The sequence below is a fragment of the Arthrobacter sp. R1-13 genome, from assembly GCF_054161475.1.
Genome location: NZ_CP096420.1, coordinates 685,883 through 699,595 on the forward strand (window position 1 = coordinate 685,883; position 13,713 = coordinate 699,595).

At 63.2% G+C, this 13,713-nt stretch carries 12 protein-coding genes; 5 read left to right on the forward strand and 7 right to left on the reverse strand.

All coding sequences use genetic code 11. The features are described 5' to 3' along the window. Position 1 precedes the first annotated feature (1 nt). From M1D88_RS03405 to M1D88_RS03420, 4 genes are all read right to left on the reverse strand, one after another. Positions 2-1,165, reverse strand: coding sequence for an ABC transporter ATP-binding protein (locus M1D88_RS03405; RefSeq protein ID WP_458113202.1), 1,164 nt, complete (start codon positions 1,163-1,165; stop codon positions 2-4). Next, on the reverse strand, positions 1,162-2,700 hold the full coding sequence (locus M1D88_RS03410) for an ABC transporter permease (RefSeq protein ID WP_458114412.1): 1,539 nt from the start codon (positions 2,698-2,700) through the stop codon (positions 1,162-1,164). Before M1D88_RS03410 ends, M1D88_RS03405 begins: the two co-directional genes overlap by 4 nt. Before the next feature lie 58 nt (positions 2,701-2,758). Next, positions 2,759-3,802 carry an extracellular solute-binding protein gene (locus M1D88_RS03415; RefSeq protein WP_458113203.1) on the reverse strand — a complete coding sequence of 348 codons (1,044 nt, stop codon included), beginning with the start codon at positions 3,800-3,802 and terminating at the stop codon, positions 2,759-2,761. A 160-nt stretch (positions 3,803-3,962) separates the two neighbouring features. After that, complete coding sequence (locus M1D88_RS03420; RefSeq protein WP_458113204.1) at positions 3,963-5,183, reverse strand: glycoside hydrolase family 76 protein; 1,221 nt, start codon at positions 5,181-5,183, stop codon at positions 3,963-3,965. 116 nt (positions 5,184-5,299) lie between these two features. Here M1D88_RS03420 and M1D88_RS03425 point away from each other — a divergent pair, with 116 nt between their 5' ends. Then, positions 5,300-6,157: an SDR family NAD(P)-dependent oxidoreductase gene (locus M1D88_RS03425; protein WP_458113205.1), complete on the forward strand. Its 858-nt coding sequence runs from the start codon at positions 5,300-5,302 to the stop codon at positions 6,155-6,157. Beyond that, positions 6,154-7,380 (forward strand): acyl-CoA dehydrogenase family protein, encoded by a 1,227-nt coding sequence (locus M1D88_RS03430; RefSeq protein ID WP_458113206.1) that lies wholly within the window; start codon positions 6,154-6,156, stop codon positions 7,378-7,380. The genes M1D88_RS03425 and M1D88_RS03430 overlap by 4 nt, the downstream gene beginning before the upstream one ends. A gap of 17 nt (positions 7,381-7,397) precedes the next feature. Here the strand turns inward: M1D88_RS03430 and M1D88_RS03435 are convergent, their stop codons facing one another. After that, positions 7,398-8,243, reverse strand: a complete 846-nt coding sequence (locus M1D88_RS03435) for a DUF1684 domain-containing protein (RefSeq protein ID WP_458113207.1) — start codon at positions 8,241-8,243, stop codon at positions 7,398-7,400. A 111-nt stretch (positions 8,244-8,354) separates the two neighbouring features. On the opposite strand from M1D88_RS03435, the gene M1D88_RS03440 reads away from it, so the two are divergent. From M1D88_RS03440 to M1D88_RS03450, 3 genes are all read left to right on the forward strand, one after another. After that, entirely contained in the window at positions 8,355-8,657 is a 303-nt protein-coding gene (locus M1D88_RS03440) for a hypothetical protein (protein ID WP_458113208.1), read from the forward strand. Between the two features lie 177 nt (positions 8,658-8,834). After that, positions 8,835-11,663 (forward strand): phosphoenolpyruvate carboxylase, encoded by a 2,829-nt coding sequence (gene ppc / locus M1D88_RS03445; protein WP_458113209.1) that lies wholly within the window; start codon positions 8,835-8,837, stop codon positions 11,661-11,663. A gap of 270 nt (positions 11,664-11,933) precedes the next feature. Further along, positions 11,934-12,239: a hypothetical protein gene (locus tag M1D88_RS03450; protein ID WP_458113210.1), complete on the forward strand. Its 306-nt coding sequence runs from the start codon at positions 11,934-11,936 to the stop codon at positions 12,237-12,239. Between the two features lie 10 nt (positions 12,240-12,249). Here M1D88_RS03450 and M1D88_RS03455 read toward each other — a convergent pair whose 3' ends face one another. After that, positions 12,250-12,876 carry a DedA family protein gene (locus tag M1D88_RS03455; protein WP_458113211.1) on the reverse strand — a complete coding sequence of 209 codons (627 nt, stop codon included), beginning with the start codon at positions 12,874-12,876 and terminating at the stop codon, positions 12,250-12,252. 57 nt (positions 12,877-12,933) lie between these two features. Next, positions 12,934-13,590 carry a hypothetical protein gene (locus M1D88_RS03460; RefSeq protein ID WP_458113212.1) on the reverse strand — a complete coding sequence of 219 codons (657 nt, stop codon included), beginning with the start codon at positions 13,588-13,590 and terminating at the stop codon, positions 12,934-12,936. Positions 13,591-13,713 lie beyond the last annotated feature (123 nt).

Here is a 13,713-nt window from a genome sequence, read left to right on the forward strand (position 1 = left end):
CCTAGCCGCCTACGGGGAAAGCCACAGCCTCTCCCACCACGCGAAGGCAGAGTTCCATGCCGGGCCGGGCAATGGAGGCATTCCAGTGGCGGATGGTAATAATTTCGCCTCCACCCGGGTACCGGTGATCCGCCGTCGCCCCTGCCGCAAGTTCCGGTGGAATGGCGAGCTGCAGCCGCACTGTGGTCTCGGGCCCAAAATAGTCGGTGTCCACAACTACGCCGCGGATGGGCCCGTCTTCGGCAATGCGGATCTGTTCGGGCCGGAGCATGAGCTGGACCAGGCCCTGGGCGGGGGGCCTCCGGACAGGAATTCCCCCGAGGGAGCACGTGGCCAATGACCCTTCCATCCAGGCGTCCAGGATAACGGCGTCACCCAGGAACTCGGCCGTGGCCCGGTCGGTGGGACGTGTGTACACCACAAACGGGTTGCCGATCTGGGCCAGCTTGCCGCCCCGCATCACCGCCACCTGGTCCGCGAAGGAAAGCGCCTCGGCCTGGTCGTGGGTGACCAGTATGGTGGTGACGCCGGCTTCGTTGAGTACTTTGGCAACCGCGCGCCGCGTGGCCACGCGGAGGCCGGCGTCGAGTGCCGAAAAGGGCTCATCGAGGAGCATCAGTTCCGGCTCCCGCGCCAAGGCACGGGCCAGGGCCACCCGCTGTTGTTGCCCGCCGGAGAGCTGGTGCGGCCGGCGTTTCGCCATCGAGCCATCCAAGGAGACCATGTCCAGCAGTTCCCCGACCCGTGCCGAGATACCCCTCCGGCCTCCCGCCAGCTTCCGGTGCTCGAGTCCGAACGCAATGTTCTGTCCCACTGTCAGGTGCGGGAACAGCGCGCCGTCCTGGGCCACATACCCGACGTGGCGCTTGTGCGCGGGGATCCAGACGCCGTCGCCCGCTACAGGTTTCCGGTTCAGCTCGATGGTCCCCGTTCCGGGGTGCTCGAAGCCTGCGATGAGGCGGAGGAGCGTGGTCTTACCGGAGCCTGAAGGCCCAACAATCGCGGTGGTTCCGCCCTTGGCTACCGAGAGGTTGACGCCCTTGAGGACGGCCTGGGAACCAAAGTTTTTCGTGACTGACTCGATAACCAGGTGACTGTTGGTAGTAGGCTCCACCGAGGCGGAGATGCGCGGTTCGGGGAGGCGTGAGGGCGCTTGTTCTGTCACTGTCCCGCTGCTTTCTTGGACTGCTGGAAGAGAAGGTAGGTCATGGGTGCGGACAGCAGGATCATGAGGAGCGCATAGGGCGCTGCGCCGGCATAGTCGATCTCGCTGCTCTTGTTCCAAAATGATGTGGCCAGGGTGGTGGTGCCGTTGGGGGACAGCAGCAATGTCGCTGTCAGTTCCGTCACGACGGCGAGGAAGACCAACGCGGCTCCGCCGGCCGCGGCCGGGGCGCTCAAGCGGAGCGTAACCCTGACAAAGGCCAGGAACGGCGACTTCCCGAGGGCCCTGGCTGCCTCGTCCAGCTCCTTGGGGGCCTGCGCCAATCCGGCCCGGAGATTTACCAGGGCGCGCGGGATAAATAGAAGGACATAGGCTGCCACCAACAAGCCGGTGGTTTGATAAAGGTCCGGCATGACATTGATGGCAACCGTCACAAACGCCAGGCCCACCACGATTCCGGGCATTGAGCTGGTGATGTAGTTGGAAAGCTCGAGGGACTTGCTGAACCAGCCGGGGTGGCGCACGGCCAGGTACGCCATGGGAAACGCGACGACGGTGGCAGCCACTGCGCCAGCCAGCCCCAGTCCCAGGGTTTGCAGCAGCGCGGAGAGCAGTTCATCAAGGTCCCAGATTTCGGCCCCGCCGGCCACGATCCAGCGCATCACGAACCACAATGGCAGGCCCAGCGACAACGCCGTGAGCACCGTCATGGCCAGCTGACCTGGCATGTGGTACCGGCCAAGGGCGAGCCTGTGCGGCTTGGCTTGGGCACCTGAGCCGATCCTGGCGTAGCGCGCGCTGCCGCGGCTCCGGACTTCAAGCACCAGCAGGATCAGGCAGAAGAACACCAGGACGCTGGCAAGCATGTTCCCGGCGGTGCCGTTGAAAGTGGAAGCGTACTGCTGCATGATCGCCGTCGTAAAGGTCTCGAAGCGGATCATGGCAAAGGCGCCGTATTCGGCCAGCAGGTGGAGCCCCACAAGCAGTCCTCCGCCGGTGATGGCCAGCCGCAGCTGGGGGAGGATCACCCGGAAAAAGACCTGCCATGGCCCCAGCCCAAGGGCAGCGGCGGATTGTTCAATCGCAGGATCAAGGCGCGTTAGCGTGGCAGCGGCCGGAATGTAGACCAAGGGGAAATAGGAAAGTACCGCGATCAGGGAGCCGGACCAGACGCCCTCCAGGGAAGGGATGGCCGATACCCAGGAGTAGCTGTTGACGAATGCCGGAATTGCCAGCGGTGCGGCCAACAGCACCGCCCAGACCTTGTGGCCACCGAGCGTGGTGCGCTCCACGAGCCACGCGCTGCCCACACCCACCACCAGGGTTGCCGGAACAACGATCAGCATCAGCAGCAGGGTATTGGTGAGCAGCTCACCCACCTTGGGCCGGAAAACCAGCTCGATGCTTGTTTCCCAGCCGGTGACCGCCGTCATGTAGATCACATAGCCCAGCGGAAGCAGGGCAAAAATCGCCAAAATTATGGCCAGTAATGCAACGACCAATGGCGGGCGAGGGCTGCTACCCTTGCCCGCCATTGGTTTGGCCGCCCTGGTGGCGACGGTTGGCGATGCGATCACTGCGGGGAATTGATTATTAGAGAAGCCCGGCCTTGGTCATCAGCTCGGTGACCTTCTTGGAGTTGAGCTTGGACGCGTCCACTGTGGGAGGTTCCAGCTCTGCCAGCGGGGTGAGCTTCTCGTTGGAAGGAACGTCAGAGCCAACCGCGTACTCGAAGTCCTTGCCCGTCTGGAGGAGCTCCTGGCCCTTCTTGCCGGTGATGAAAGCGAGGAACTTTTCGGCGTTCGCCTTGTTCTTGGAGGAATTGAGTACGCCACCGCCGGAGATGGAGACGAATGCGCCTGGATCCTGGTTCTTGAAGTAGTGGCTGGCGATGTTCTTGGAGTTTTCGCCGGTCTTCGCCTGGTCGCCGAAGTAGTAGTAGTGGTAAATCACGCCACCCTCGATCTCGCCGGCGTTGACGGCCTTCATGACGGCACCATTGCCCTGATAGCCCTTGAAGTTTTCCTTCATGGCGGTCAGCCACTTCTCGGTCTCAGCCTCGCCCTTGAGCTCAAGGTAGGCGGAGACGATGGCCTGGAAGTCGGCACCTGACGGGGAGGCGCCCCAGCGGCCCTTCCATTCAGGATTAGCCAGGTCCGCGAGGGACTTGGGCAGCTTGTCTTCAGTCAGCTTTTCCTTGTTGTACACGAACACGGTGGAGCGTGCAGCGACGCCGGTCCACTTGTTGGTGGAGGGACGGTACTCCTCAGGAACCTGCTTCTTGACCTCGTCGGTCAGGTCAGCGAACAGCCCGGCGTTCTCCACCTGCGTCATTGCCGGGGAGTTCTCGGTGATGAAGAGATCCGCGGGGGACTTGTCGCCCTCCTGGATGATCTGGTTGGACATTTCGCTGTCCTTGCCCTGGCGCAGGGTGACCTTGATGCCGGTCTCCTTGGTGAATTCCTCGGCCCAGGCCTTGGTCATCGATTCGTGCTGTGCGTTGTAGACGGTGATCTCACCGGAATCGGCGGCTCCGGTTGCCGCGGGAGTGGCCGAACCGGAGCCACAGGCTGCCAGGCCGAGAGTGGCGGTGGCGAGGAGTGCTATTCCTGCCAGCGCGTTAGTGCGGATCTTCATGGGGGCTTCTTTCTGGGGAAAAGTCAGCGGACCGGAGTCCCGTGAGCCAAGGAAAATCAGGGGTGCTCACGGGGAAACTGTAGGTTAGCCAAACCTTACTTCCAAGTCGCAGTCGGATTAAGTGACCAGTATCACAAGGATTACCGCAATGTTGCGTGCCCTAATTGAAGTACCCACTGCTAGCCGCGTCCCCGACGGTCGCGGCGGCCTCCAGAATCATCCATGCCTGCAGTTGCGTGGAAAGCTCGAGGGCGGCACCCGGCGGGCAGGTGACGGTCGCCGGAATTTCCGGGTTTAGAGAAAAAACCATCGTCCCTCCGTACTTCGCCAATGGTTCTCCGGCTGCGATCAGGCGTCGGCCTTGCCACAACGACCCGGCAGTGTCCACGACCAGCTGGGAGGCAACTGTGCGGCTGGATGCCGGAAGCCGTCGATCGGCCGCTGCCAACGCGAGGTATCTTGCCAGGATTCCTGTGAAAAGTCCGCCATCGCCAGTGCCCTCCCCGCGGAGTACCCGGAGGTCCTTACCTGCTCCTGGGTGCCCCGGCCGGGTGAGCTCGCGATCAACTGCTTCAATCAAAGCCGCCGCTCGTTTCAGGTTCTGGACGCCACCCAGCTCTAACAAGGCTCCCAGTACAGGGCCTTGGTTGTAGGTGTAAACGGCATCCACCAGCTCCTCGCTGCCGTCCGGGCGTATTCGCAGCCCATCGAGATACAGTCCTTTGGTGGGGTCGAACAGTCTTGCAGCCAGCCAATCCAACAGTTCCTGCGCCTTGGCTGTGTTCCCGTTCCGTGCGTAGAAGAGGGCTATTGGCGCTGTGGCGGGAGTGTTCTTGAAGTCGCGCGTGGTGTTCCAGAAAGTGCCCCCGCCCAAGTGGTGTGTTGAGGCGGAATCAAATTGCAGCTCGAGTGCTCTCAGTGCCCTTTCATTTCTGCGGCGACCCACTCCCCGGGATTCCTCTGCCAGCTTCTGGAGGCGCTGCGCAGCCAGCGCAAGCCAGGCCATGTCGTCGTAGTAACTGTTGACGAAGGTCAGGAGGTTTCGGAGCCTGATGCCAGTGACCAGGCGTGAAGCCAACTTCGCGGCACTCGGCCGTCTAGCCCCGTCGACCGGGCGTTTGTGGGCCAGCTCGCGGCTGCCTGTATCCACCAGGCAATCGAGGTAATGGGCCTGCCACCAGTAATGCCAGGGTTTGGTGGGGCTTGGCAGGCGGCCGGAGGGGCGTTGCACGGCGGCAAGATGCGTTCCGGGAAGGAAGCACACGCGATGCCCAAACATCCGGATGACCGACCTGGCAGCCTCGTCCGCCCGGGAAGCCCAGAGTGAATCCCTAACAGAATCCTTGGCGTACGGAGGCGGTGGAGCGTTGGGGTCACTCATGCTGCCAGCCTAACGGGTCCTGCCGACAACAGGCGGAGGTGCTTTCTCCGGGAATTCCAGTTAACATGCATTAACTAACGGTCGAGGCGGGCCGGGTTCCACATCAAGGAGGATGCATGGATATCAGCGGTGCTGTCGCGCTAATAACAGGGGGAGCCTCCGGGTTGGGTGCAGCGACGGCCAAGCGTCTTTTCCAGGCGGGAGCTTCAGTGGTCCTCCTGGATCTCGCTTCCTCCTCCGGTGCCGCCTACGCCGCTGAGCTCAACGAAGCGGGCAGGGCGTTCTCCGGCCGCGCGAACCCCGGCCGCGCGTTCCCCGGGCCCACGAACGCCGGGAGCCCGCCGTCGAACTCTGCCGTCTTTGCGGCAGCAGACGTCACCGACGAACGTGACGTTCAGGCCGCCGTCGACGCCGCCACGGCGCTGGGGCCGTTGCGGATAGTGGTGAACTGTGCGGGCATCGCCACACCGGGTAAAGTCCTGGGCCGCGATGGTGTGCTCCCGTTGGAGGCCTTCAACCGCGTAATCCAGATCAATCTCGTGGGCACCTTCAATGTAGTGAGGCTCGCTGCGGAAGCCATGGCGGCCACTGAGCCGGTGACCACGGAACTCGGCGGGCCCGAACGCGGAGTCATTATCAACACGGCTTCGGTCGCCGCCTTTGAGGGGCAGATCGGCCAGCCTGCGTACGCTGCGTCCAAGGGTGCTGTCGCAGCCATGACCCTTCCACTGGCCCGCGAACTGGCGCGGTCGCTGATCCGGGTGAACACCATCGCCCCAGGAATTTTCGAAACGCCGATGATGGCCGGGCTGCCCCGGGAAGCGCAGGAATCGCTGGGCCAGCAGGTGCCGCACCCCGCGCGCCTGGGCCGGCCGGAGGAGTACGCCAACCTGGCTGCCCACCTCGTGGAGAATGCGATGATCAACGGCGAAACCATCCGCCTCGACGGCGCCATCCGGATGGGGCCCAAATGAGGGCCGAACGGTTGTCAGCTGACTCTCCACCGCTGGAATCGCTGCCGACGGCGGACTTCTTCCAGTTCGAGTCGTTACTGAACCCCGCCGAACAGGCCAAGCTGAACGAGTTGCGGGAGTTCCTGGCTGATGAAATCGCACCGTATGCGACCCAGTGGTGGAACGACGCTGAATTCCCGGCGCACATCCTGCCCAAGCTTGCGGAACTCCAGCTGAGTACCCCTGCGCAACGCGGCTACAGCCACCTTTTCGCGGGCCTTGTTATTGCGGAAATGACCCGGGTTGACACGTCGATCGCCACTTTTTTCCTGGTGCATCACGACCTTTTTGTGCAGTCGCTGTATGGGTTCGGCTCTGAAGAGCAAAGGGCGCGGCTGCTCCATGACGCCGCTAACCTCCGCACCACGGGGGCCTTCGCCCTGACCGAGCCGCAGCACGGCTCCGATGTGGCCGGCGGAATGGAGACCCGGGCCCGGCGGATCTCCTCCGCGACGGGGGAGGCCGACGACGGCGGCGACAGCTGGGTACTGAACGGCGCAAAGCGGTGGATCGGCAACGGGACGTTCTGTGATTACCTGCTGCTCTGGGCCCGGGACGAATCCGACGACGCCGTCAGGGGCTTCATTGTGGATGCAACACTGCCGGGCGTCACCAGGAGCCGCATCGAGAACAAGATCGCCCTGCGCACGGTTCAGAACGCTGACATTGTTTTCCAGAACGTCAGGGTTGCCGAGGCTGACCGTTTCTCCGGCATCAGCAGTTTCGAAGACACCAAGGAATTGCTGCGCGGTTCCCGGATCATGGTGGCCTGGCAGGCGGTGGGTCAGCAGCTGGCGGCGTTCGACGTCGCCCGTCAATACGCGCTGGACCGCGAACAGTTCGGCAGACCGCTGGCGAAGTTCCAGCTCATCCAGCAGCAACTGGTGACAATGCTCGGCAACGCCGTCGCCAGCCTGGGCATGATGGTGCGGATCGCCCAACTCCAGGAACAGGGCAAGGCGGACATGGCGCAGGTGGCCCTTGCTAAGTCCTATACGAGCGCGAGGATGCGGGAAACCGTTGCCCTGGGGCGTTCCATTCTGGGCGGCAACGGGATTGTCACGGACTACCGGATGGCCAAGATCTTCGCCGACGCCGAAGCCATCTACACCTACGAGGGCTCGTTCGAGATCAATTCGCTCATTGTGGGCCGGGCGGTGACCGGGGTGTCTGCGATCGCCTAGTTGTCCGCCCAGCGGTGCTAGCCGAGGCTTCCCGCCGGAAGCTTCTCGCCTGCTGTCACCTCGACGTCGATCGAATTTCCCCTGACCGGCATGGGGCAGGTGCCGTACGGAGTGAAGGCGCTGGGGTAGTTGATGGCACGGTTGAAGTCGATGACCACGGAGCCGTCGGGGCGTGGGCGCGGGATGAAGACCTTGCGCCATTCATCCGTGGAGATTCCGTTCGTTTCGTCATGGAATGTGACTGTGAGGGCCCCGAGTTTCTCTTCCTCAGCATGGAGGCGGATTTCGTGCGGAATCCCAGGGACCCGGAACACCACTTCCCCCACTGAGCGGTGAACGCCGTCCACTAAGGGATTAGCAGTGGCGATCGGCACGTCCACGGGCTCCGGGTAGGGCTCGAACCTTCCCTGGATTACCCAGCCGGGATCGTAGTCAAAGGTGGGCACGCCGTCGAACTCCGTGAATAAGGGCGAGCGTGAATCACGCGTCCGGATGGCATATTTGTGGGCCCGCCTGACGAGTTCCACCACCACCTGCTTGCCGTCCCCGCCGCCGAACTGCACCCACATCAGCGATTCCTCGTTCGCTAACGAGGCAGAAATTGTGCCGTCAACGGGCTCCCCGGTCTCCACCAGTGTGAGCCGGTCTTTCGCCGCAGCGGTGAGGAACGCCGTCGCGCCTTTGGCTGAGCCTGTACCGTCTGTTGACCAGAGTCCGGGCACAAGCTCGACCCGGGCCGGCCGGTTCTCCAGCCATTGGAAGGACGTTAGCGTCAGCCAGCCGTGTTCGCTGGCGAGGGCCGCATTCCGGCTCTTCCGGAAGCGCTGCCAACGCTCCACTTGGGCATCAGGCGTAGTGCTCATGGTTCCTCACGTTCTGCGGTCGCTGCTGCGTCTGCTCCTGCATGCTCCTGCGTTGGCATCAACAGCAGTCCATCATGGTCCATTCCCCGCTTGCAGGCGTAGGCTCAGGATATGGCGGCGGAGGCGTTTATCACGGTCCTGGTATGCGTGGCTCTGGTGGTGCTGTTTACCCTGGGTGGCATGTCAATGCTGAAACACGGTGTGAATACCAAGGGCGCGGCTGGAACGCTGGGCAGTGCGCTGGGGGTCATTGATCCGTCCACCGGCGCACCCACCTACGCTCCGGGTGCTGCCCGGGAGGAAATGAAACAACACAAGCACGAGGCGCCGTCGTCGGGGAATGGATTGGATCCCTCCACCGTGTACTCGGGAAAGATTTCCCTCCCGGACCCGTCGGGTTCCAGCCGCACTTGAACGCCCTCATCCTCCCGCACCAAGCTGCCCGCTGCGCTGACATTTTCTGAGACAAATTCCCATCACTAAGGGTGCTGCGGGTAACATCCCCTAGGAACAAGTAACCCGGCTCACAGTATCCAGCGCAGTGTACGAGCCAAGTCCGAACCCTTTCCGAACCTCCGAAAGATAGCTTCCATGGCTGACACTGCCTTGAATTCCAGCACCGATTTCGCCAGCACCGACCTGGCTTCCGAACTGCGCGCGGACGTCCGGCGCGTGTCCACCCTCCTGGGCGAATCCCTGGTCCGCCAGCATGGCCCTGAGCTGCTGGACCTTGTTGAGCAGGTCCGGCTCCTGACAAAGGAATCGAAGGAAGCGGCCCGCGGCGGCGCCCAGGCAACAGGCCCGTGGAGCGCGCACGACGTCGTCGCCCAGGTCCGCGAGCTGCTCGGCTCCTTGCCGCTTGAGCAGGCAACAGATCTGGTGCGCGCCTTCGCTTTTTACTTCCACCTCGCCAACGCGGCTGAGCAGGTCCACCGGGTCCGCGGTCTCCGCACTCGGCAGGAGAAGGATGGCTGGCTGGCCAAGGCCGTGGCCGACATCGCTACCCAGGCAGGTCCCGCCGTCCTGCAGACCGTGGTGAATGAGCTCGACGTCCGCCCCATTTTCACGGCCCACCCCACCGAGGCATCCCGTCGGTCAGTGCTGGATAAGATCCGGAGGTTGTCGGACATCCTGGCCGAATCCACGGAGGAAGGAACGTCCGCCCGCCGTCGGCAGGACCGGCAGCTCTCCGAAGTTATCGACCAGATGTGGCAGACCGACGAGCTCCGCCAGGTCCGTCCCACTCCTGTCGACGAGGCCCGGAACGCCATCTACTACCTCAACAGCATCCTCACCGACGCGATGCCGGAAATGCTCACCGATCTTTCCGAGCTCCTGGCCGAACAGGGCGTGACGCTGCCGGCTCAGAACGCGCCCATCCGTTTCGGTTCCTGGATCGGCGGTGACCGCGACGGCAACCCCAACGTGACGGCCTCCGTGACGCGGGAGATCCTCCAACTCCAGAACCAGCACGCCGTCCGGATCAGCATCACCATGATCGACGAGCTGATTTCCATCCTGTCAAACTCCACAGCACTCGCCGGTGCCGACCAGGAACTTCTCGACTCGATCGAGGCGGATCTCGCCAAGCTGCCCGGGCTGGACCGGCGCGTCCTGGAACTCAACGCGCAGGAACCGTACCGGCTCAAGCTGACGTGCATCAAGGCGAAGCTGCTGAACACGGTCAAGCGGGTGGGGGCCGGTTCAGCACACGAGCACGGCAGGGACTACATCTCCACAGCCGAGCTCATCGAAGACTTCGAGCTGCTGGAAAACTCGCTGCGGCACCACTCCGCATCCCTTGCCGCGGATGGTGCGCTCGCGAGGGTCCGCCGAGCCATCTCGTCCTTCGGACTCCACCTCGCCACCCTGGATATCCGCGAACATGCCGATCACCACCATGACGCCGTCGGTCAGCTGATGGACCGCCTCGGGGGACCGGGGATCCGGTACGCCGAACTGAGCCGCCCCGAGCGTTTCGACGTGCTGGGCGCTGAACTTGCCTCCCGCCGTCCGCTGTCCGGTCACCCCATTAAGCTCGACGGCGCCGCCGACGGCACGTACGACGTCTTCCGTGAGATCCGCCGCGCCCTGCGCACTTACGGCCCGGATGTCATCGAGACGTACATCATTTCCATGACCCGTGGAGCCGATGACGTGCTGGCTGCGGCTGTGCTTGCGCGCGAAGCCGGCCTCGTTAGCCTCTTCGGTGAGGCGCCGTACGCCAGGATCGGGTTCGCGCCACTTCTGGAAACAGTTGAAGAGCTCCGGGCCTCGGCCGAAATCGTGGACCAACTGCTCTCCAACGCGTCGTACCGGGAACTGGTCCGGCTGCGCGGGGATATCCAGGAAATCATGCTGGGATACTCGGACTCCAACAAGGAATCCGGCGTGATGACCAGCCAGTGGGAGATCCACAAGACCCAGCGGAAGCTGCGTGATGTTGCCGCCAAGCACGGTGTCCGCGTGCGTCTTTTCCACGGCCGCGGAGGTTCCGTTGGTCGTGGCGGCGGGCCTACTTACGATGCCATCATGGCCCAGCCCAACGGGGTGCTGGAAGGCGAAATCAAGTTCACCGAGCAGGGCGAGGTCATCTCGGACAAGTACTCACTGCCAGAACTGGCACGGGAGAACCTCGAACTTTCCCTGGCCGCGGTGATGCAAGGCTCAGCTCTGCACCGCAGCCCTCGCACGTCCGATGATGAGCGTGTTCGCTACGGCCACGTTATGGAGATCATTTCCGACGCCGCATTTGACCAGTACCGGACGCTTATTGATGATCCTGACCTGCCGGCCTACTTCCTGGCATCCACGCCGGTGGAGCAGCTCGGCTCGCTGAACATCGGCTCCCGCCCGTCCAAGCGCCCGGATTCCGGTGCCGGGCTGGGTGGCCTGCGTGCCATTCCGTGGGTGTTCGGCTGGACCCAGTCACGGCAGATCGTGCCGGGCTGGTTCGGCGTCGGCTCCGGGCTGAAAGCCGCGCGGGAAGCCGGCCATGCAGACGAGCTGGTTGAAATGATGGACCGCTGGCACTTCTTCCGCTCGGTCCTGTCCAACGTGGAAATGACGCTGGCCAAGACTGATCTGGACATCGCCGGCTACTACGTTTCCTCCCTGGTCCCTGAAGACCTGCACCACCTGTTCCGCACCATCCGGGCGGAGTACGAGCTCACGGTCACCGAGATCCAGAACCTCACCGGCGAAAACGTCCTGCTCGACGCCCAGCCCACGTTGAAGCGGTCCCTGGAAATCCGCGACCAGTACCTTGACCCCATCAGCTACCTTCAGGTGGAGCTGCTGCGCCGCATCCGGGCCGAGGCCACAGAGGGCATTTCCGGCGCCGAGATCGACGAGCGCCTCCAGCGGGCAATGCTCATCACGGTCAACGGTGTGGCGGCAGGGCTCCGCAACACCGGCTAGGCCCCTTGCCTCCACCTCCTCCTGCTCCTCCTCCTGCCCCGACGCTCCTTCACCTTTCGCAGGTTTCTCAGCAACGCTCGCTCATGTTTCGCGGGTTGTTGGGTGATGCTCCCTCACGTTTCGCGGGTTTTGGGTGACGCTCGCTCATGTTTCGCGGGTTGTTGGGTGACCCTCGCTCACATCCTGCACCCAATTCCACCGACCTCACGAAAGGTGAGGGAGGGTTGGGGTTTTGGGGGCGAAAGGTGAGGGAGCGTTAGGGTGGGGTTTATGCCGTCGTTCCAGACCAGACTCAAGATCACGGGGCTGCGGCCTGGTAACCCACCGGAAGCGGTGATGGCGGCGGCAGTTGAAGCCCTGGAGACGCACCATCACGTCGAATCCAACCAGCTGAACATCGCTGGTGGCGTGCCGCAGCTGAACCTCCGCTTTCTCGTGGACGCGACGGAGTACAACGGTGAGAACAGTCAGGCGAGATTGTCGGCGTCGATGATGCGCGACGCCGTCGAACGGGTTGCGATGACGGGCTCCCTGCAGGTGCTTCGCCGGAACCGAGGACGCTGGGCGCCGATTTAGGTTATGCCAGTCAGGACGGGCTGGGATCTGCTTCAGGTTCCTCCACGGGGGAGCGGCTGCCTCGGCGGCGGGTGGCGATCATGCCCACAATCGCGCCGATGACCAGGCCAACCGCGACGCCGATCAGTGAACTCGCCCAAAACGGTAAACCAGTGGCGGTGCCCGTGAAATAGCCGAGGCCCACGAGCCAGACGGCCCAAAGGACGGCGCCGATTCCGGCGCAAAGATTGAAGGAGCGCGTGGTGACGTCGGCAATCCCGGCGGCTGCCGACGTCGCCAGCCGGCCCCCCGGGATAAACCTGACGCCGATGATGGCACCGTAAGTGGAGGAACGCCCGGCCTTCGCAATGGCGTCATGCATGCCCTGGTGGACCTTCCGCCCCCACGACCATCTGTCCAGCACATGACTGAGCCGGCGTTTGAAGAGCTGAAAGACCACAACATCGCCGATCCAGGAGGAGAAGGCGGCTACCAGTCCCACCAGGAAAACGTTGGCGCGCCCGTCGGCCGAGAGTGCTCCGCCGGTGATCACCACCATCTCGGACGGGACGAGGGGGAATACCGCATCGGCCAAGACCATGGGAATGAGCCAGAAATAGATCGCGGCTCCCCAGCTGTCCGCATTGCCGATGTCCATGGCCACAAAATACCGTACTTGCCGCGGGTTGGTTCCGTGCCGTCCGGAGTTCGGGCGTCACGCTTCCTGGATGGCGGTGGGCAGTTGAGCTTTTGCGCCGCTATGGCTCAGGTGCTTGCCGGCCCGGAAATACCAGTAGGGCCAGGCAACCCATGCGGCTGCCCCCAAGGCGATCCCTGCACTGCCGACAGTCCAACGCAACCACTCAGGCGCAGCTTCCGTGAAGGCGACAGCCGACAACGGGAGGGCAGCCAGCATCGCTCCGCCGATGAACACTCCGAGCTTGGCCAGGCTGCTTGGATACCCATTCATCCTGAGCAGCCTCCGATGGGCAAGGAAGAACCACGCACCCTGAATCATAATCGCCGTCACGGAGATACTTGTTGAGGTGGCGAAATCCAGCTGGTCGAAAACCAGCAGGAAGGAGCTGGCTGAGCCCGCCACGCATGCAGTCACAACGGCCCACTTACCGATCTGCGTCCAAAGCGAGGGGTCCAGGCGGCGATGCACTTGAAGAATGACGGGAATGACCACAAGGTTGAAGAGGCCACCGGTGAAATCATTCATTGTGCCAAAAATGAAAGGGCCGTTCTTGGGCACTTCTATAGCGAACATCAGCCCGAGTGTCGCAACGCCGACGACGCCAAGTCCTGCGGCAGCGTAGGCATATTTGGCCGCCATCCGGTCACCGGGAATTTCCCTCGGGAGGTCCATGATGGGTCCTTTCACCTCATGAGACCCAAGCGGCGTAGGACCGCCACCTCGAAGGCAATTCTATGCCTGCTCGCGGCTCTCCGGCAGGGCCTGCCTGCCTTCCGTTGGACGTAAATGCCAGAC